General features: G+C 59.7%; 21 protein-coding genes. 7 read left to right on the top strand and 14 right to left on the bottom strand.

The window, feature by feature from the left end:
- Window positions 1–39: 39 nt before the first annotated feature.
- The 3 genes from ACZ89E_RS02830 to ACZ89E_RS02820 form a co-directional block, all read right to left on the bottom strand.
- Entirely contained in the window at window positions 40–255 is a 216-nt protein-coding gene (locus ACZ89E_RS02830; RefSeq protein WP_476254794.1) for a hypothetical protein, read from the bottom strand.
- A 17-nt stretch (window positions 256–272) separates the two neighbouring features.
- Window positions 273–479, bottom strand: coding sequence for a DUF6021 family protein (locus ACZ89E_RS02825; protein WP_133838817.1), 207 nt, complete (start codon window positions 477–479; stop codon window positions 273–275).
- Between the two features lie 95 nt (window positions 480–574).
- Window positions 575–1,246 carry a peptidase C39 family protein gene (locus tag ACZ89E_RS02820; RefSeq protein WP_476254793.1) on the bottom strand — a complete coding sequence of 224 codons (672 nt, stop codon included), beginning with the start codon at window positions 1,244–1,246 and terminating at the stop codon, window positions 575–577.
- Between the two features lie 235 nt (window positions 1,247–1,481).
- Here ACZ89E_RS02820 and ACZ89E_RS02815 point away from each other — a divergent pair, with 235 nt between their 5' ends.
- Window positions 1,482–1,637, top strand: a complete 156-nt coding sequence (locus tag ACZ89E_RS02815) for a hypothetical protein (protein WP_178129300.1) — start codon at window positions 1,482–1,484, stop codon at window positions 1,635–1,637.
- Between the two features lie 82 nt (window positions 1,638–1,719).
- On the opposite strand, the gene ACZ89E_RS02810 is transcribed toward ACZ89E_RS02815, so the two are convergent.
- Together ACZ89E_RS02810 and ACZ89E_RS02805 are read right to left on the bottom strand one after the other, a co-directional pair.
- Window positions 1,720–2,469 (bottom strand): TerC family protein, encoded by a 750-nt coding sequence (locus ACZ89E_RS02810; RefSeq protein WP_476254792.1) that lies wholly within the window; start codon window positions 2,467–2,469, stop codon window positions 1,720–1,722.
- A 28-nt stretch (window positions 2,470–2,497) separates the two neighbouring features.
- The gene (locus ACZ89E_RS02805) at window positions 2,498–2,740 is read right to left on the bottom strand and encodes a hypothetical protein (RefSeq protein WP_149661982.1); all 243 of its coding nucleotides are present in this window, start codon (window positions 2,738–2,740) and stop codon (window positions 2,498–2,500) included.
- A 134-nt stretch (window positions 2,741–2,874) separates the two neighbouring features.
- Between ACZ89E_RS02805 and nhaR the strand changes: the two genes are divergently transcribed.
- Window positions 2,875–3,774 carry a transcriptional activator NhaR gene (nhaR, locus tag ACZ89E_RS02800; protein ID WP_149661983.1) on the top strand — a complete coding sequence of 300 codons (900 nt, stop codon included), beginning with the start codon at window positions 2,875–2,877 and terminating at the stop codon, window positions 3,772–3,774.
- Here nhaR and ACZ89E_RS02795 read toward each other — a convergent pair.
- Entirely contained in the window at window positions 3,761–4,921 is a 1,161-nt protein-coding gene (locus ACZ89E_RS02795) for an MFS transporter (protein WP_149661984.1), read from the bottom strand. The genes nhaR and ACZ89E_RS02795 overlap by 14 nt on opposite strands.
- A 333-nt stretch (window positions 4,922–5,254) precedes the next feature.
- Here ACZ89E_RS02795 and sstT point away from each other — a divergent pair, with 333 nt between their 5' ends.
- Complete coding sequence (sstT, locus tag ACZ89E_RS02790) at window positions 5,255–6,487, top strand: serine/threonine transporter SstT (RefSeq protein WP_476254791.1); 1,233 nt, start codon at window positions 5,255–5,257, stop codon at window positions 6,485–6,487.
- Between the two features lie 145 nt (window positions 6,488–6,632).
- Here sstT and ACZ89E_RS02785 read toward each other — a convergent pair whose 3' ends face one another.
- Entirely contained in the window at window positions 6,633–7,142 is a 510-nt protein-coding gene (locus tag ACZ89E_RS02785; protein WP_149662258.1) for a DUF1993 domain-containing protein, read from the bottom strand.
- A gap of 141 nt (window positions 7,143–7,283) precedes the next feature.
- On the opposite strand from ACZ89E_RS02785, the gene ACZ89E_RS02780 reads away from it, so the two are divergent.
- Complete coding sequence (locus ACZ89E_RS02780) at window positions 7,284–7,931, top strand: YceH family protein (protein ID WP_133838825.1); 648 nt, start codon at window positions 7,284–7,286, stop codon at window positions 7,929–7,931.
- A 65-nt stretch (window positions 7,932–7,996) separates the two neighbouring features.
- Here the strand turns inward: ACZ89E_RS02780 and ACZ89E_RS02775 are convergent, their stop codons facing one another.
- Together ACZ89E_RS02775 and ACZ89E_RS02770 are read right to left on the bottom strand one after the other, a co-directional pair.
- Window positions 7,997–8,515, bottom strand: coding sequence for a cupin domain-containing protein (locus tag ACZ89E_RS02775; RefSeq protein ID WP_476254790.1), 519 nt, complete (start codon window positions 8,513–8,515; stop codon window positions 7,997–7,999).
- A 227-nt stretch (window positions 8,516–8,742) separates the two neighbouring features.
- Window positions 8,743–9,561, bottom strand: coding sequence for a shikimate 5-dehydrogenase (locus ACZ89E_RS02770; RefSeq protein ID WP_476254789.1), 819 nt, complete (start codon window positions 9,559–9,561; stop codon window positions 8,743–8,745).
- Window positions 9,562–9,806: 245 nt separating this feature from the next.
- Here ACZ89E_RS02770 and ACZ89E_RS02765 point away from each other — a divergent pair, with 245 nt between their 5' ends.
- The 3 genes from ACZ89E_RS02765 (at window position 9,807) to ACZ89E_RS02755 (ending at window position 10,883) form a co-directional block, all read left to right on the top strand.
- Window positions 9,807–10,166: a hypothetical protein gene (locus ACZ89E_RS02765; protein ID WP_149662255.1), complete on the top strand. Its 360-nt coding sequence runs from the start codon at window positions 9,807–9,809 to the stop codon at window positions 10,164–10,166.
- Between the two features lie 235 nt (window positions 10,167–10,401).
- Complete coding sequence (locus ACZ89E_RS02760) at window positions 10,402–10,596, top strand: hypothetical protein (RefSeq protein ID WP_123409983.1); 195 nt, start codon at window positions 10,402–10,404, stop codon at window positions 10,594–10,596.
- Between the two features lie 104 nt (window positions 10,597–10,700).
- Window positions 10,701–10,883 carry a hypothetical protein gene (locus ACZ89E_RS02755; protein ID WP_149662254.1) on the top strand — a complete coding sequence of 61 codons (183 nt, stop codon included), beginning with the start codon at window positions 10,701–10,703 and terminating at the stop codon, window positions 10,881–10,883.
- On the opposite strand, the gene ACZ89E_RS02750 is transcribed toward ACZ89E_RS02755, so the two are convergent.
- The 5 genes from ACZ89E_RS02750 to ACZ89E_RS02730 all read right to left on the bottom strand — a co-directional run bounded on the left by ACZ89E_RS02750 (window position 10,880) and on the right by ACZ89E_RS02730 (window position 16,382).
- Window positions 10,880–11,941: an AI-2E family transporter gene (locus tag ACZ89E_RS02750; protein ID WP_476254788.1), complete on the bottom strand. Its 1,062-nt coding sequence runs from the start codon at window positions 11,939–11,941 to the stop codon at window positions 10,880–10,882. The two genes, ACZ89E_RS02755 and ACZ89E_RS02750, sit on opposite strands and share 4 nt — an antisense overlap.
- A gap of 181 nt (window positions 11,942–12,122) precedes the next feature.
- Entirely contained in the window at window positions 12,123–12,359 is a 237-nt protein-coding gene (locus tag ACZ89E_RS02745; RefSeq protein ID WP_476254787.1) for a hypothetical protein, read from the bottom strand.
- A gap of 74 nt (window positions 12,360–12,433) precedes the next feature.
- On the bottom strand, window positions 12,434–14,518 hold the full coding sequence (locus tag ACZ89E_RS02740; protein WP_476254786.1) for a prolyl oligopeptidase family serine peptidase: 2,085 nt from the start codon (window positions 14,516–14,518) through the stop codon (window positions 12,434–12,436).
- Between the two features lie 91 nt (window positions 14,519–14,609).
- Window positions 14,610–15,158, bottom strand: a complete 549-nt coding sequence (locus tag ACZ89E_RS02735; RefSeq protein WP_149662250.1) for a hypothetical protein — start codon at window positions 15,156–15,158, stop codon at window positions 14,610–14,612.
- Window positions 15,159–15,203: 45 nt separating this feature from the next.
- Window positions 15,204–16,382, bottom strand: coding sequence for an EAL domain-containing response regulator (locus ACZ89E_RS02730; protein WP_149662249.1), 1,179 nt, complete (start codon window positions 16,380–16,382; stop codon window positions 15,204–15,206).
- Between the last annotated feature and the right edge of the window lie 7 nt (window positions 16,383–16,389).

The raw sequence follows: 16,389 nt of genomic DNA, 5'->3' as shown, positions 1-16,389 counted from the left end.
CCCGATTTGTCGGGGCTTTTTTTATCGCGAATCCGCGGGCTAATCGTTGGGTAACGGCATCTGGTCGTCATCGGGAATGCCATCTCCGGCACTCGGGTCTTTGTGGCCTTGCGGATGCTCCGTCGGCACCACCATGGGACGCGCCAACGGATCCCTCATCGGACCGTCCGGATCCAGCACAGGGTCGATGTCATCTTCGGGGGTCGTTGGGACGCTGTCCGGACCTTTGTCATCAAAACTCGAATCGGTAGACATAAACACCTCACTGCAGGTCAGGGTTTGAGATCAGCCAACGGGTCGTAGGGCTTGGCCGGTTTCTTGTCATCCTCGCCCGGCTTGATATCCCGGGGCGCCTTGGCGGGGCCGACGGGATCGACCTGAGGGTCAGCGAGGTCCGGCGAGTCAGGATCGAAATCCAGCTCATGACCGGACGAATGCTCGGAAGAATGCGGACCGTCTGGGGTAGTGGAATGTGCCATGGACGCCTCCTTGGGTCTGGCCCGGAGAAATCCGGGCCCTACCCATAAGAGGCCAAGGGCACGCGACGGTGCCCTGGAGATGACGAACGGAGCTACTATTGAGCCTGCAACGCCTTGGTCGCCCGTGCGGCGGCCTGTTCCTGCCCCGCCTGTCCCAATTCGCTCGCGGCCTTGAGCCAGCGTTGTTCATCGACCCTGGCCGGAATCTGGTTCGGCTTCTGGATCAGCACGGCCCAGCCGCCCGCATCCTTGAAGGATGACTCAAACGAATTGAAACCCATCAACAAGCGACGGTTCATCCCGGAGCGCAACAACACCGTCTGCTTCTGCCGGTTGTAGCCGGCGAGGATGGCGTAGCGCGGTTTGGCCCAGAACGCCGAGCCTTCGGTGAAACGCACCATCACCGGATAACCGGCGGCGACCTGGGTCAACAACGCCGGCAGATGACTGTCGAGGGGATACACCACCATGCCGTACTCGCGGGCCAGGTTCTGCATGTTCTGCTGCAACTGCGCTTCGGCACCCGGCAAATGCAGCGGCTTTTCCAGCAGCCCTGGCGTGATCACCACGCCTTGTTGGGACAACATGCTGGCAAGGACTTGTGGCCCACTTTGATTGGCCTCGCCGCGGTAGAACGTACCGCTGAGTTCAACACGTTCCGGCAGTCGCTTGACCTCCGGCGCCACACTGCCGGCGCAACCCGCCAACACGCCGACGCAGCCCATCACCAGCACCACAGAACGAATTCGAGAAAATACCCGCACCATCATCACTCTCTTGTTCAGACGCCGGCAATCGCGCTCCCGGCTTGGCCACTGATCATAGGACGCCACGGGACAGCGGTATAGCCTTAACCGGCAGTTGTTTGCGTTCGATAGAGCGAAGTGGTTGGTGACAGGCGACCTTTGGTCAATAGCCTGAAACACAGCAGCGACTAGACTGTCACTTGCATAGCGTGTGTGCCCGCAGCAGGGCAAAGAGGAGGCACCGATGAGCCTGGCAATGACAATCGTAATGCTGATTTCCGGCTGGCTGGCCGTGGCCGCCGCCATGTTGTGGGGAGTCCTGCGCATCACCCGGCGGCACCATCATCATCCGGTGCACTCGGCCCCCGCCAAACCTGATCAACCGGCGGCACGCCCCGCCACTGCGCACTGACCGGCATTTTTTCCAACCACCAAAAACAAAAACGGCCGCCTGGACTCTTTCGAGTGCAGGCGGCCGTTCTGTTTAGCGCCGGTTAAGCTTCAGCAGCAAGTCGCTTCTGCTTGGCCCGCCGGGACATCATGTTCAAGCCCTCGATCGTGGCCGAGAAGGCCATGGCCGCGTAGACGTAGCCATTCGGTACGTGGGCGCCGAAGCCTTCGGCGATCAGCGTCATGCCGATCATGATCAGGAAGCCCAGGGCCAGCATCACCACGGTCGGGTTGTCGTAGATGAACTTGGCCAGCGGATCAGCCGCCAACAACATCACCAGTACCGACACCACCACCGCAATGATCATGATCGGCAAATGCTCGGTCATGCCGACGGCGGTAATGATGCTGTCGATGGAGAACACCATGTCCAGCATCAGGATCTGCCCGATCGCCGCAGCAAAGCCCAGGCTGACGCCGGAGGTGGCCGACTTCGGATCATCCGGCGCCGGGTCCATGCTGTGATGGATCTCGGTGGTGGCTTTCCACAACAGGAACAGGCCACCGGCGATCAGGATCATGTCCTTCCAGGAGAACGTCTGGCCGAGGATATCGATCACCGGCTCGGTCAACTGGACGATGAAGGCAATGGTGCTCAACAGTGCCAGACGCAGGATCAACGCCATGCCGATACCGATGCGGCGCGCTTTCTGCCGATGCTGCTCCGGCAGTTTATTGGTCAGGATCGAGATGAAGATCAGGTTATCGATGCCGAGCACGATTTCCATGACGATCAACGTGGCCAGGGCGACCCACGCGGTGGGGCTGGCGGCTAGTTCTACAAGGTATTCCATGGGTCAGTCCTGACTCGCTTAAGACGATTTAGATTTCCTGGGACGAAGATTCGGTGTTCCCTTTCTCTTCGGCCGGTTGTTCTTTCTTGCTGATCAGGCCGCCGGTGGCATCACTGAGCGCCTGTTCCGCGGCTTTATGGGTGTCGTCGATGGCCTGTTTGGCACTCTCGGTGGCCTTGCCCATCAACTGCTGGGCGCTCTTTTCGGCCTGGTCACAACCGGCCAATACCAGTAAAGACGTGATCAACAGCGCCGTAGCGGTAAGTTTCATAGGGCTTTCCTCGTTAGAACGGACAGCGCGAAAAGCCGCCCCGTCGATAGCGAGGCATTCTAGGGAGGCAAACACTTCAGTAAAATTCGTATTTTTAACGGTTATACTTCGGTTTTAACGAAGTGTAGGTCGCCATGCTGAATTATCGACAGCTGCATTACTTCTGGGTGGTGGCCAAGACCGGCAGCATCGTGCGCGCCTGCGAGCAGTTGAACCTGACGCCGCAAACCATCAGCGGGCAGATTTCCCTGTTCGAACAAACCTACGGCATCGAGTTGTTTCGCCGGGTCGGCCGCAACCTGGAACTCACCGAAGCCGGGCGCCAGACCCTGCCCTACGCCGAGCAGATGTTCCAGCTCGGCGGCGAACTGGAGCTGATGCTCCGCGCCCAACCCAATGAGCAGCAGATTCTGTTCCGGGTCGGCGTGGCGGATGTGGTGCCCAAATCCATCGTCTATCGCCTGATCGCGCCGACCATGGAATTGAGCGAGCCGCTGCGCATCACCTGTCGCGAGGACAAGCTGGAACGCTTGCTCGCCGACCTGGCGATCCAGCGCCTGGACCTGGTGATTTCCGACAGCCCGATGCCGTCGCACCTGGACATCAAGGGCTACAGCCAGAAACTCGGGGAATGCGGGATCAGTTTTTTTGCGACGAAAGAACTGACGGCGCAGTACGGCCAGGATTTCCCGCGCAGCCTGCACGGCGCACCGCTGCTGATTCCCGGGCCGGAAACCGTGGTGCGCAGTCGTTTGCAACGCTGGTTCGCCGAGCAGCAGATTCAGCCGCGCATTGTCGGTGAGTTCGACGACAGCGCGTTGATGCAGGCGTTCGGCCAATCCGGCAGCGGGATTTTCATCGGCCCGAGCGTGATTGCCGACGAGGTGAAACGCCAATACGGCGTGGAGTTGATCGGCCAGACCGACGCGGTGACCGAGTCGTTCTACGCCATTTCAGTGGAACGCAAGGTCAAGCACCCCGGCATCGTTGCGATTACCGAAGGTGCCCGACGCGAGCTGTTTACTGAACTGTGAGGATCTCACGCGGCTTCATGGTCATCAGCGCCATGGCCAGCAGGATCGAAGCCAGGATGAAAGCGGCCGCCGCGAAACCCAGGCCACTGAGGCCGACAGCGTTGATCACCCGACCGCCCACCATCGCGCCCAGGCCAATCCCGAGGTTGGCCCCGGCGATGTTCAGCGATGCGGCAAAGGCCGGCGCCTCGGGAGCGGCTTTCATCAACCGCACATGGCTGACCAAAAACAGGGCCGCCTGAGTGATCCCCCAAATGCCCATTGCCGCCGCCAGCCCCAGCGGCGAATGAATATTCGGCACCAACGCGATCATGCCGGCAATCAAGAATGCGCAGAACATCATCGACGCGATCAACGGGTGCCGATCCACCGCACGACCGCCCCACCAGTTGCCGATCAGCCCCACCGCACCGAAGCCCATCAGGCACCAGCCGACCAGCGTGCCGTTGAAACCGGCCAGGCGTTCAAGAATGTCCGCCAGGTAGGTATAAGCGGTGAACATGCCGGTAAACACCAGGATCGACAGCAGCACATGCCCGATCATCAACGGGCTGCGCAGGATTTTGAACTGCGAACGAAAGCTCACCTGATTCTGATGCAGGAGCGTGCCCGGCAAATAGATGAACAGCAGCAAGGCCTTGGCAAACGCGATCACTGCCAGGATGCCAAAGGCGCTGCGCCAGCCGAAGGCATCGGAAATCAGCGTGCCAACCGGAATCCCAAACACCATGGCGCAGACGATGCCAAACCCGATCTTGGAAATGGCGCGCCCCGCGTGATCCGGACCGACGATGTCCACCGCCGTCTCGCTGGCCAGGGCCCAGAACACCGGCAAGCCCAGCGCGGGAATCAACCGGGCGAAGGCCATCACCCAGATATTCGGCGCCAACGCCGCGACCGTGTTGGCCACGCCAAACATGATCAGCACCGAGATAAACAGTTTACGGCGCTCGAAGCGTGCGAAGTACGCGGTCAGGAACGGACCAAACGCAGCCACGGTAAAGGCGAACAACGTCACCAGCAGACCGGCCTGGGGAATGCTGACCTCCAGGTCTCGGGCAATCGCCGGCAACAGGCCGACGATGATGAACTCCGTGGTCAGCACCGTGAAACCGGCGGCCGACAACAGAAGAATGGGCAGCAACATGCGGAACTCCAGAAAACGACGACAGCAGCGATAGCCCGGAAGGCCCGCTGGCAGAACTTGAAAATGAGGAGGGCGAATCTTAACAGAGTGTTTCCCGAGCGGGTTGCACGAACCTGCCGATTACGTTGAAACCCGGGTGGCAGATCGTCACAGGTCTGAAGGATGGGGACGACCCTGTGATAAAGTCCGCGCCCTGCGATTCGTACACCCTGTTCATCGGCCAGTTGCTGGCCTTGATGGCGCGATATCCCTCGGTTCCTCCATGTGGCCTGCCCCGCTTATTGCTGCGTGACCTGCGGAACCCTGTACCCAAAAAAAATCAGAGATACCGTTATGAGCGCTTCATCCCCTTCCCTATTGCACCGTTTGAAACGCACCAGCCTGGTCACGCAAATCATCATCGGCCTGATCGCCGGGATTGCCCTGGCCCTGTTCGCGCCGGACGTGGCGAAGTCCACTGCGTTCATCGGCAAAGTGTTTGTCGCCGCGCTGAAAGCCGTCGCGCCGATTTTGGTGTTCGTGCTGGTCATGGCCTCGATCGCCAACCATAAACACGGTCAGGAAACCCACATCCGGCCGATTCTGTTTCTTTATTTGCTGGGCACGTTTGCCGCCGCCGTGGTCGCGGTGGTGGCCAGCACGCTGTTCCCGTCGAGCCTGGTGTTGGCGACACATGATGTCGCGGTGACGGCGCCGGGCGGTATCGGTGAAGTGCTGCAAAGCCTGCTGCTGAGTGTGGTCGACAACCCGGTCAACGCGCTGATGAACGCCAATTTCATCGGCATTCTGGCGTGGGCAATCGGCATGGGCATTGCCATCCGGCATGCCAGCGATACCACCCGCGAGGTGCTCGGTGACTTGTCCAACGGCGTGACCTTGATCGTGCGCCTGGTGATTCGCTTCGCACCGCTGGGGATTTTCGGGCTGGTGGCTTCGACCCTGGCCACCTCGGGCTTCGGTGCGTTGATCGGTTACATGCACCTGCTGGCCGTATTGCTCGGCTGCATGCTGTTCGTGGCGCTGGTGATGAACCCGGCCATCGTGTTCTGGAAACTGCGCCGCAACCCGTATCCGCTGGTGCTGATGTGTTTGCGGGAAAGCGGGATCACCGCGTTCTTCACCCGCAGTTCGGCGGCGAACATTCCGGTTAACCTGGAATTGAGCAGGCGCCTGGGTTTGCATGAAGACACCTACTCGGTGTCGATCCCGCTCGGTGCGACCATCAACATGGCCGGTGCGGCGATCACGATTACCGTGCTGACCCTGGCGGCCGTGCATACGTTGGGGATTGCCGTGGACATTCCGACGGCCATTTTGCTCAGCGTCGTCGCGGCGATTTGTGCGTGTGGTGCTTCGGGTGTGGCGGGTGGTTCGCTGTTGCTGATCCCGTTGGCGTGCAGCCTGTTCGGCATTCCGAGCGAAATCGCGATGCAGGTGGTGGCGGTGGGTTTCATTATTGGTGTATTGCAGGATTCGGCGGAAACGGCGTTGAATTCGTCTACCGATGTGTTGTTCACAGCCGCAGCGTGTTTGGGTGAAGACGAAAAAGCCCAACGTCTGGCGTAACACCGGACCCTGTAGGAGCCAGGCTTGCCGGCGAAGGCGATCTTGAGTACGCCTTCGCCGGCAAGCCTGGCTCCTACAAAGGCAAAGGCAAACGAAAAGCCCGCCAAGGCGCAAACCTTGGCGGGCTTTTTTGTAGCCGGGAGGTTTAGAACGCGCCCATGTAATCGCGCTTGCCCACTTCCACACCGTTGTGACGCAGCAACGCGTAGGCGGTGGTGACGTGGAAGAAGAACTGCGGCAAGCCGTAGCTCAGCAGGTAAGCCTGGCCGCTGAAGCGCTTCTCTTTCGGCGTGCCTGGACGGGTGATGATCTCGATGCCTTCCTTGCCATCGATCTGCTCCGGCTTGATCTCGCCGATGTAGCCCAGCACCTTGGTGATCAACGCTTGCAGCTCGGCGAAGGTGGTTTCGGTGTCTTCGTACTTCGGCACTTCGACTTCGGCCAGACGCGAAGAAACGCCTTTGGCGAAATCAACGGCGATCTGCACCTGACGCACCAGCGGGAACATGTCCGGGTACAGGCGGGCTTGCAGGAACGCGTTCGGGTCAATGTTTTTAGCAGTGGCGTGGGCTTCAGCCTTGTTCAGAACATCGCTCAGGGCGGTGAGCATTTGTTTGAAAACCGGGACGGAAGCGGCGTACAGGGAAATGGTCATGGCAGTCTCGTGTTGTGGCGGGTGTGAAAACGTGGAGCGATTATAGCCATGCTTGATGACCGGGCGGCTTGCCTTTTGTTTCGCAAGGATTAGGCTAGGCGGCTTCGACTGCATGCTTCGACAGCAAAGGGAAAAGCGCGAATGAGTACTGAGCAAGAGACCACGTTCGACGAGCCGCGCCTCAACAGCACGGAAATCCGCATTTTGGGCGCCTTGATCGAGAAGCAGGCCACCAGCCCGGAAACCTATCCGCTGACCCTCAATGCGCTGGTGATCGCCTGCAACCAGAAAACCAGCCGCGAACCGGTGATGAACCTGACCCAGGGCCAGGTCGGCCAGAGCCTGCGCGCCCTCGAAGGTCGCGGGTTCACCCGGCTGGTGATGGGCAGCCGCGCCGACCGCTGGGAACACAAGGTGGACAAGGCGCTGGAGCTGGTGCCGGCCCAGGTGATCCTGACCGGGTTGTTGTTTCTGCGCGGCCCGCAAACCGTCAATGAACTGCTGACCCGCAGCGGCCGCATGCATGAGTTCGAAGATGCCGAGCAAGTGGTGCATCAGCTGGAGCGTTTGATCGCTCGCGGCCTGGCACTGTTGATTCCGCGCCAGGCCGGGCAGCGTGAAGACCGTTACATGCATGCACTGGGTGATCCGGCGGATATCGAAGTGATTCTGGCGGCACGGCAGAACCCGACGGAACGTGGCGCTGGTGGCGGCGTGTCGGTGGAGCGAATTGAAGAGCTGGAGGCGCGGATTGCCGCGCTGGAAGAGCGCCTGGCACGCCTCGAATAACCCTGACACCCACCTTGTGGCGAGGCGGTCCGACAAGCCCCCTTGCCAGGCTCACTCGACGCCGACTATTCGCCGTCCCAATAATCTATGCCGTCGGCCTGCCTGGCCACGGCGACGAAACCTGACGTGTTGCCTTCAGCATCAACCTTGAAATCATCCATCACCACGTACTTGCCGGAATCCGGGTACTCACAAATCTCCGGCGATTGCTGGGTACTGACCGCCAGATAACGCAACTCGGCGTTGCTGCTATTGATGATCTGATGCGCCGCTTCGGGACCACCCGGCGGGCAGGCGATGACATCGCCGGCGCGGATCGGGAAACGCTCGGCGCCGAGGCGCACCTCGCCTTCCCCGGCCACGACGTAAAACATCTCCTCGTTGACCCGATGGCTATGGAACGGACTGCCACGCATGCCCGGCTCCAGCGCGTACAAGCGATAACCGAGCTTCTGCGCGCCCAGTTGCTGGCCGATGCGGGCCATGCGTTGTTGATAACGGTCGGCGGTGTCGCCCACCGGGGCCACCGCTTCAGGCAGCGGCAACAGCTCGGCCTGATCCAGATTGAGAATGGCGGGATGCATGGAGACCTCGATCACGGTTTTTTAGTGTTGGAGGCAAGTCTTGGCTTGCTGGCGAGCAGTATAGGCTGGGGTGTGGGTTTGTCTGCGGGACCGCGGCGCGGCCGTTCGCGGGCAAGCCTCGCTCCTACAGGATTGGGGTGTGCCATGGTTTGGGCTACAACGCATAACCTGTAGGAGCGAGGCTGCCCGCGAAGAGGGCCGGTACAGCCGCCAAAAATCCTGAGCGATCAGCTCCGGGCAAACGTCACTGCCGCCTGGAACTGCTCATCCGTCGGCCGCACACCGGTATAAAGCACAAACTGCTCCAACGCCTGGATCGCAATCACTTCCAACCCGGTGATCACCCGCTTGCCTTCGGCGCGACCGCGCACGATCAGCGGTGTTTCCGAGGGAATCGCCACCACATCGAACACAGTCTCTGCAGACTTGATCACCTCGGCCTCGAATGCGAGTTGATCGGCCTCCGGTCCGCCGGTCATGCCGATGGGTGTGACGTTGATCAGCATCTGCGGGCGGCGGGCGCCCAGCTCTGCTTGCCACTCATAACCCAGGCCGTCGGCCAGGGCACGGCCGGCGCGCTCGTTTCGGGCCACTATCAGGCCGTTGGCGTAACCGCCATCGCGCAAGGCACTGGCCACTGCTTTCGCCATGCCACCGCTGCCGCGCAGGGCAAAGGTCGAGTCCTTGGGCACCTGGTGGGTTTCCAGCAATTGGGCGATGGCGATGTAATCAGTGTTGTAGGCCTTGAGATGACCGTCGGTGTTCACGATGGTGTTGATCGACTGAATGGCGGCCGCAGAGGCGTCCAGTTCATCGACCAGCGCGATACAGGCTTCCTTGAACGGCATCGATACGCCGCAACCGCGAATGCCCAAGGCGCGAATGCCACCGACCGCGCCGTTCAGGTCCTTGCTGCTGAAGGCCTTGTAGTAAAAATTCAATTCCAACTGTTCGTACAGATGATTGTGAAATCGCAGGCCAAAGTTCCCGGGGCGCCCTGAGAGCGACATACACAGCTGGGTATCTTTGTTGGGGTTCATCTGCATGAAACTTCTCCTTCCAATGCACTTTCAGATAGACGGGATTAGCCATTCCATCCTGTTCTGTTCGATCATAAGGCCTGTCTGCACGGGGCTTTGCAGGACCGTAAGGAAGCCGGTACAGACCTTACACAAAATTTACCTAACGGCTGTGCAGTTTTTCAAAAAAGCGCTGTCTTAGAAGTATCCCCGCGACAATCCTTGGGTCTATTGCAGATTCAAGCGCCGGGTCGAAGAACCGAGGAATTATCATGATCCGTAAAATCCCCACAGTAGCCTTGTTGATCGGTGTACTGGCTGTCGCAGGGCAGGCAGAAGCCCATGGCGGTGGCGGTTGGCAAGGTCCAGCGGTGTTTGGTGCGATCGTTGGCTCGGCCATCGTCGGCTCGGCCCTCATCAACGCCAATCGGCCGGTCTATGTAGAGCAGGCGCCGGTTTACGTTCAGCCTCAACCGGTTTACGTACAACAACCGCCACCACCGGTTTACTACCAGCCGGCCCCGGTGTACGTGCAGCAACCGGTCTACTACCGCCCGGCGCCGGTTTATTACGGCCCACCACGCGGCTATTACGGCCGGCCCCATGGTTACTATGGGGGCCCACGCTACTAACTGATTGATCAGGCCCCGCCTTAACAGCGGGGCCTTTTTTATGCCCGCCAGTCGGACGAAGTCTGGATAAATCGCGTCAAGGTCGCTGTCGGGACAGTGTTGGCGGGTAAAACAGGCAAGATTGACTGGACCGCCTTCCCTTGCTCTGGGAAAAACGGTCATATTTATGTCATGACAGGTCCGCACAGTTGGAGCTGTCCGTAAACAACAGGTTGATAAAAACAAGGACGACCTCATGCCCACGCAAAACCCGCACCGCAATGTCGGCTTGTGCACTTCCAGCAAGGTGTACAACGCTTTGACCGAACTCAAGCACCTGGAAGGCCATCGCAGCGCCAAATTTCTTTCGCTGCTGGCCGAAAACCTGGTGCGCAAGGGCCTGCTCAACGAGCAGGAAGTCGTGCATATGCTCGACCTGGTCGTGGATTGACCGCCACACTCGCTGTCATCAATGACCACTATCGAGAACGTTGATTGTCCGTCGAACCGCGCGATCCGTAAGGTAGCCCCCATAGATTGATGGAGGTACTTACGATGTCCCAGGTTCAGATCATGTCAGTAATCGGTAGCGCCGTTCCCGCACCGCTTAGAGAGCTAGGACTGCTCGCCTGTTGGTATGTGGTGCGCGACGGCGAACCGATCAGCGGTCCGCTCACCTCGCTGCCCGCCGCCCAGGCCCTGTCGCAACGCATCGGCACTATCCGACTCACGGCCTAAGGCAATTGCACCCGCGGCTTGGTTTCGATGAAGATCGCCCAGCTCGACATAAAGAGCGCGGCGATCAGCGGCCCGATGACAAATCCGTTCAGCCCGAACACGGCCATGCCGCCCAGAGTCGAGATCAGGATCATGTAATCCGGCATCTTGGTGTCCTTGCCCACCAGGAGCGGCCGTAGCACGTTGTCCACCAGGCCAATCACGAAGACCCCGAACAGCCCCAGCACCACGCCCTGCCAGATCGCCCCGCTGAGCAGGAAGTACAACGCCACCGGCGCCCAGACAATCCCCGCCCCCACCGCCGGCAACAGCGACAGAAACGCCATCAATACCGCCCAGAGCAACGCACTGGGAATGTCCAGGAACCAGAAAATCAAACCACCCAACGCGCCCTGTGTGATCGCCACCAGCAGGTTACCTTTGACGGTGGCCCGTACCACGCGATTGAACTTGAGCTGCAAGCGGCGTTTCTGCTGTTCCTGCAACGGCACGGCGGTGCGGACTTTACGCGCCAGTTCAGCGCCGTCCCGCAGAAAGAAGAACAACAGGTACAACATGATGAAAAAGCTGACGATGAACTCGAACGTGCCCTGGCCAAACGTGACCACCTGCGCGGCCACGAACTGACTGCCCTGCATCGCGCCCTTGACGACTTTGTCCTGCAAGCCCTTCAACTCGCCGACACCGAACCGGTCTAGCAAATGCTGGAAGTAAGGCGGCAAGCCGTGCTTGAACTGCGACACATAGCTGGCGATGTCCAACTCGCCGCTTTCGATGCGGCTATATAGTGACGCGCCTTCCTGCACCAGCAATAGGCTGATGATGATCACCGGCAGAATCGCGATCACCAGGCAGATGCTCAGCGTGCACAGCGACGTCAGGTTGCGCTGCCAGCCGAACTTCATTTGCAGGCGTCGTTGCAAAGGCGCGAACACGATGCCGAGGATGACAGCCCAGAACACCGCGCCGTAAAACGGCAGCAGGATCCCGATAAACGCCAGGGTGACCACCAGCAGCAAGACGAGCAGCGATCTGTTTTGTAGCGTGGTTTCTTTCATGTCCGATCCATGTCAGTGCAAAGGACGCAGGTGCGCGTCTGATGCTTAGTCCGCCACGGTTCGCGCGAGTGCCATCCGTTTGTTCAACAAGCATAGATCCAGATCAATAAATCCTTGGGGCAGGCAACTACTCAGTCTCAACGCCTTCGATAGCCCCCCCCGAAACAGGCGAGCGCCAGAGTTAAACGTTAGCGCGTCGATTTCGGTACCACTTGATTGAGTACAAAGCAACGGCCACTACCAGGACGATCAGGGCTGTAACAGGCAAGGCGTTTACCCAAAGGCCCACAAACAGCCCGATATCCCCCGCCCAATTTGCCAGGCTGAAGCGGGGGATCGCGCCATACGCTGAAAACGCTGCCAGCACGGCGATGATCGTCGTTAACTTCTTAGCGATGCGGCTCACTTCCTGTTTCATTGTTGCTCCACATGATTAAGGTATTTATGCCGAGTAGCCTTCGACGTTTCTGCCGAAGGCTACAGGCTCAAGCGTTATCGCTGGCTCAACTGTTCCCACAAGAAGCTATAAGTCAGCGCGTCCATGTGCGCCGACTGCGCATTGCTGGCAGCACCGCCGTGGCCGCCTTCGATGTTCTCGTAGTACGTCACGTTCTTGCCGGCCTCGATCATTTTCGCGGCCATCTTGCGTGCATGGCCCGGATGCACACGGTCATCGCGGGTCGAGGTCAGGAACATCACTGGCGGATAAGTCTTGGCCGCATCGAACAGGTGGTACGGCGAGAAAGTCTGGATGTAGGCCCACTCTTGCGGCACATTCGGATTGCCGTACTCAGCCATCCACGAAGCCCCCGCCAACAGTTGGTTGAAACGCTGCATATCGAGCAGCGGCACCTGCACCACGACCGCCCCGAACAGTTCCGGGTACTGCGTCAGCATATTGCCCGTCAGCAGGCCGCCGTTACTCCCGCCCTGCACGCCCAGGTGTTGCGGCGAGGTGATTTTGCGATGGATCAGGTCCTGCGCCACAGCCGAGAAGTCCTCATAGGCGCGCGGGCGATTTTCCCTTAGTGCCGCCTGATGCCAGCGCGGACCATACTCGCCACCACCGCGGATGTTGGCGACCACATAGACGCCGCCCTTCGACAGCCAGGCGCGGCCCAGGCCTGCGGAATAATCAGGCGTCAACGAGACCTCAAAACCGCCGTAGCCATACAAGAGCGTCGGCGCGGTGCCGTCCAGTTTCAGGTCTTTCGGGCGCACCAGGAAGTACGGCACGCGAGTGCCATCCCTGGAGACGGCGAAGTGCTGTTCGACGACCTGATGGCTGGAATCAAAAAACGTCGGCATGGTCTTCAGCGCTTCCGGCGCCTGGCCGATCTCGGCCAGGAACAAAGTGGTCGGCGTCAGGTAGTCGGCCGAGGTCAGCCAAACCGCGTCGCTGTCGTCGCTGTCCACGGCGTGGGCATCCACGGTGCCGAAACCCGGCGCTCCCGTGAACTCTCTGCGCTGCCACCCGTTATTGCCGGGCGTCAGCACACTCAGGCGATTCTTGACGTCATTGAGTTCATTCAGGACCAGGTGATTTCGGGTGCAGATGACCCCGGCCAGAGAACAGGAAGGGGTAGGCGCGAACAGCACGTCAACGTTGCGCTGGCCAGCCATGAAATCGTCAAACCTGATCGCCAACAGCGAACCGGACGCGTATCCCTCGCCCATCGCCCAGTCATCGCGCAATTCCAGCAGCAGCCACTCCCGATGCACCCACTTGCTCGCCGAGTTCGGCGCATCGATCTTCGTCAGCGTGTTGTCCTTGCTACGCAGGTACATCTCATCGTTGTAAAACGCCAGCGTGCGGCAGACAAAATCGCGCTCGAAGCCCGGCGTATCATCGTGCATGGCCGAGATGTACAGGTCGTCCGTCTCGCCTTCGTAGACCACGCTGGCGGCGCTGAGCGGAGTTCCGCGCGTCCACTGTTTGACCACGCGCGGATAACCGGAACTGGTCATCGTGCCGTCACCGAAATCGGTATAGACATAAACAGTGTCCAGGTCGATCCAGCCCAGGCCACCCTTGGCCTCGGGCAGCTGGAAACCGTTCTCGACCCAGCACTTGGTGCCCAAGTCGAATTCACGGGTGACGCTGGCATCGGCACCACCGCGTGACAGCGCGATCAGGCAGCGTTGGTAGTCTGGACGCAAGCAGTCGGCGCCTTGCCAAACCCAGTTCTCGCCTTCGGCCTCGTTCAGCGCATCGATGTCGAGCACCGTCTCCCACTCCGGCTGCGGCGTGCAGTATTCCTCCAGCGTGGTGCGACGCCAGAGCCCCCGAGGGTGGACCGCGTCCGTCCAGAAGTTGTAATAGCAGTGACCGATTTTCTGTACGCCGGGAATCCGCGTGTCCGAGTCGAGCACCGCCAGCAGCTCGGCTTCCATCTGCTTGAAGCTGTCGGACTGGGCGAGCCGGGCCTGGGTCCTGGCGTTCTGAATGTGCACCCATTCAAGCGACCGTGCGCCCTCGACGTCTTCAAGCCAAAGGTAAGGATCGCTGCCGATGGCAGGCTCCAGGGCAGAGACCGCATCGGCGGCGATGAGGTCGAATTGAACGAGTTTTGACATCAGTGGCCTTCATTGGGACAAAGTCAGAGGCCACGAATGCTAACACTCTATACAGACTCATATGGGTGCCGCGCCCCCGCACGACGTCCTGTCAGTGATCGATCCTCAACGCCTCGGTCAGCCGGTTTGCCGGGTCATTTTCATCGTAGATGATATCGGTGATGCGCCAGCCTTCCGGCGTCTTGCGCAAAAGCACTTTGGTGTCATAGAAGGTCTTGTCGCCCAGCGTGGCCCAGGCCAGTTCTGAATGTGCGATCTCCCCCCACTGACGGGTTTCTATAATCCGATATTGATCAACCCGATCCTGGAAACCGGTGATGAGCGTGTTGTCGACAAAAGCAGGCTTGTCTCCGGGATGCGCCTTGATTTGCCTGTCGCGTTCGACTTTCGCTTCAACCAACAGACGAATAACGGCCGGGTCAAACAGTGGCTTGGCATCCTCGATCTTCAACAAAGCGCTATAGCCGTCCTTGAAGCCGTTCTTGAGATACCAGTCCGCCAGTTTTTTTACAGTGGCCTCGGGCGTATTGGCTTCAACTGAGCATCCCAGCAAGACCAGTCCCATGGCGACCAGGCTGAGAGCTTGATAGAACTTCTTCGGTAATGGCATGGGGTCTCTCTTTCTTTCGATATTGTTCATGGAAATGACCGGATGACGCCGCATCAATACCTGTCGGGCGCACCCTCAGCGCGCGATATGCCGCGAATCCAGCCAACTCAATAAATCTTCGCGCCCCATGGGCCGTGCGCACAGATAGCCTTGCCCCTGGGTACACCCGAGTTCCAACAGCTCCTGGCGCTGCTCTTCGGTCTCAATGCCTTCGATCACCACCGACATGCCCAAGGCTTCACCCAGGGCCAGCGTGCTGCTGATGACGGCTCGACAACGTGGTTTGTGCTTAAGGCTGCGGACAAATTCGCCATCAAGTTTTATTTCGTTGAAAGGCAACTGACAAAGGCGCTGCAACGAGGAAAATCCTGCGCCGAAGTCATCGATGGAGAGCTGGCAGCCCATCATCCGCAAGCGCACCAGACTTTCCATGGCGATGGCCGGCTCCTCCAGCAAACCCGTTTCGGTCAGCTCGAACGTCAGGTCACAACCCGATGCATCGTGAGTGTCCAGAATCGTTTTGATCCTTGATACCAGGCCAGGACTATTCAGCTGTGCGGGCTGCAAATTGAACGCGACGTTGAACCGATGGCCTCGCTCCCGAGCGTGTTGTTGCAGGTTCAGTCCTTGATGCAACAGCAGGAACAACAGTTCATCCATCAGCCCGCCCTGCTCCATCACCGGCATAAATACCGAGGGCGGCAGCACGCCTTTGACGGGGTGATGCCATCGCGCCAGGACCTCGACACCTTGAACCTGGTCAGTCAGCAGATCGAATTTCGGCTGGAAATAAGCGTGCAGTTGCTGACCGTCAAGCGCCCGACGCATCGCCTCCGGACTGGCCAGCGCCACCACCGGCTGCCACGGTCGCGCGTGCTTTGCCAATAGCGCCTGCAACGCATCAAGCCGCAAGGGTTTGCCCACATCCCCGAGCATCACCAGTCCCGACAACGCAATGACCTGCCGCACGCTACGAAGTACATCCGCCGACAGCGCGTTGCTGATAATGATCGATCCCACCAGCCCGGAAAGGCCTGCGCTGCGCAAGAATTCCAGGCCGCCCCTGCCTTCCATCCGCAGGTTGCACAACGCGATATCAACCGGCCCCACTCGCTCGAGAATGGCCAGCGCTTGCGCACCGTCGGCGGCAACAAAAACTTCCCGGCAGCCCAATTGCCGAAGCATGTCGAGCGCAACCGAACGCTGGAAGAAATGATCCTCAAGGACCAGAACGCGTAGCGGGAGCATGGGCATTTTGGTT

The sequence above is a fragment of the Pseudomonas sp. TE3899 genome (assembly GCF_056279105.1).
Note: the sequence above shows the minus strand (reverse complement) of the source record. Positions and strands in the feature narration are given on the sequence as shown.

What these genes read in the sequence shown, in the direction of transcription:
- sstT (WP_476254791.1), top strand. Translation starts at nt 5,255, where the DNA reads ATGAGCGCTTCATCCCCTTCCCTATTGCACCGTTTGAAACGCACCAGC.
- ACZ89E_RS02745 (WP_476254787.1), bottom strand. Translation starts at nt 12,359, where the DNA reads ATGAAACAGGAAGTGAGCCGCATCGCTAAGAAGTTAACGACGATCATC.
- ACZ89E_RS02770 (WP_476254789.1), bottom strand. Translation starts at nt 9,561, where the DNA reads ATGCAGATGAACCCCAACAAAGATACCCAGCTGTGTATGTCGCTCTCA.
- ACZ89E_RS02795 (WP_149661984.1), bottom strand. Translation starts at nt 4,921, where the DNA reads ATGTTGCTGCCCATTCTTCTGTTGTCGGCCGCCGGTTTCACGGTGCTG.
- ACZ89E_RS02765 (WP_149662255.1), top strand. Translation starts at nt 9,807, where the DNA reads ATGATCCGTAAAATCCCCACAGTAGCCTTGTTGATCGGTGTACTGGCT.
- ACZ89E_RS02750 (WP_476254788.1), bottom strand. Translation starts at nt 11,941, where the DNA reads ATGAAAGAAACCACGCTACAAAACAGATCGCTGCTCGTCTTGCTGCTG.
- ACZ89E_RS02730 (WP_149662249.1), bottom strand. Translation starts at nt 16,382, where the DNA reads ATGCCCATGCTCCCGCTACGCGTTCTGGTCCTTGAGGATCATTTCTTC.
- ACZ89E_RS02820 (WP_476254793.1), bottom strand. Translation starts at nt 1,246, where the DNA reads ATGGTGCGGGTATTTTCTCGAATTCGTTCTGTGGTGCTGGTGATGGGC.
- ACZ89E_RS02785 (WP_149662258.1), bottom strand. Translation starts at nt 7,142, where the DNA reads ATGACCATTTCCCTGTACGCCGCTTCCGTCCCGGTTTTCAAACAAATG.
- ACZ89E_RS02760 (WP_123409983.1), top strand. Translation starts at nt 10,402, where the DNA reads ATGCCCACGCAAAACCCGCACCGCAATGTCGGCTTGTGCACTTCCAGC.
- ACZ89E_RS02830 (WP_476254794.1), bottom strand. Translation starts at nt 255, where the DNA reads ATGTCTACCGATTCGAGTTTTGATGACAAAGGTCCGGACAGCGTCCCA.
- ACZ89E_RS02805 (WP_149661982.1), bottom strand. Translation starts at nt 2,740, where the DNA reads ATGAAACTTACCGCTACGGCGCTGTTGATCACGTCTTTACTGGTATTG.
- nhaR (WP_149661983.1), top strand. Translation starts at nt 2,875, where the DNA reads ATGCTGAATTATCGACAGCTGCATTACTTCTGGGTGGTGGCCAAGACC.
- ACZ89E_RS02775 (WP_476254790.1), bottom strand. Translation starts at nt 8,515, where the DNA reads ATGCATCCCGCCATTCTCAATCTGGATCAGGCCGAGCTGTTGCCGCTG.
- ACZ89E_RS02825 (WP_133838817.1), bottom strand. Translation starts at nt 479, where the DNA reads ATGGCACATTCCACTACCCCAGACGGTCCGCATTCTTCCGAGCATTCG.
- ACZ89E_RS02755 (WP_149662254.1), top strand. Translation starts at nt 10,701, where the DNA reads ATGTCCCAGGTTCAGATCATGTCAGTAATCGGTAGCGCCGTTCCCGCA.
- ACZ89E_RS02740 (WP_476254786.1), bottom strand. Translation starts at nt 14,518, where the DNA reads ATGTCAAAACTCGTTCAATTCGACCTCATCGCCGCCGATGCGGTCTCT.
- ACZ89E_RS02735 (WP_149662250.1), bottom strand. Translation starts at nt 15,158, where the DNA reads ATGAACAATATCGAAAGAAAGAGAGACCCCATGCCATTACCGAAGAAG.
- ACZ89E_RS02815 (WP_178129300.1), top strand. Translation starts at nt 1,482, where the DNA reads ATGACAATCGTAATGCTGATTTCCGGCTGGCTGGCCGTGGCCGCCGCC.
- ACZ89E_RS02780 (WP_133838825.1), top strand. Translation starts at nt 7,284, where the DNA reads ATGAGTACTGAGCAAGAGACCACGTTCGACGAGCCGCGCCTCAACAGC.
- ACZ89E_RS02810 (WP_476254792.1), bottom strand. Translation starts at nt 2,469, where the DNA reads ATGGAATACCTTGTAGAACTAGCCGCCAGCCCCACCGCGTGGGTCGCC.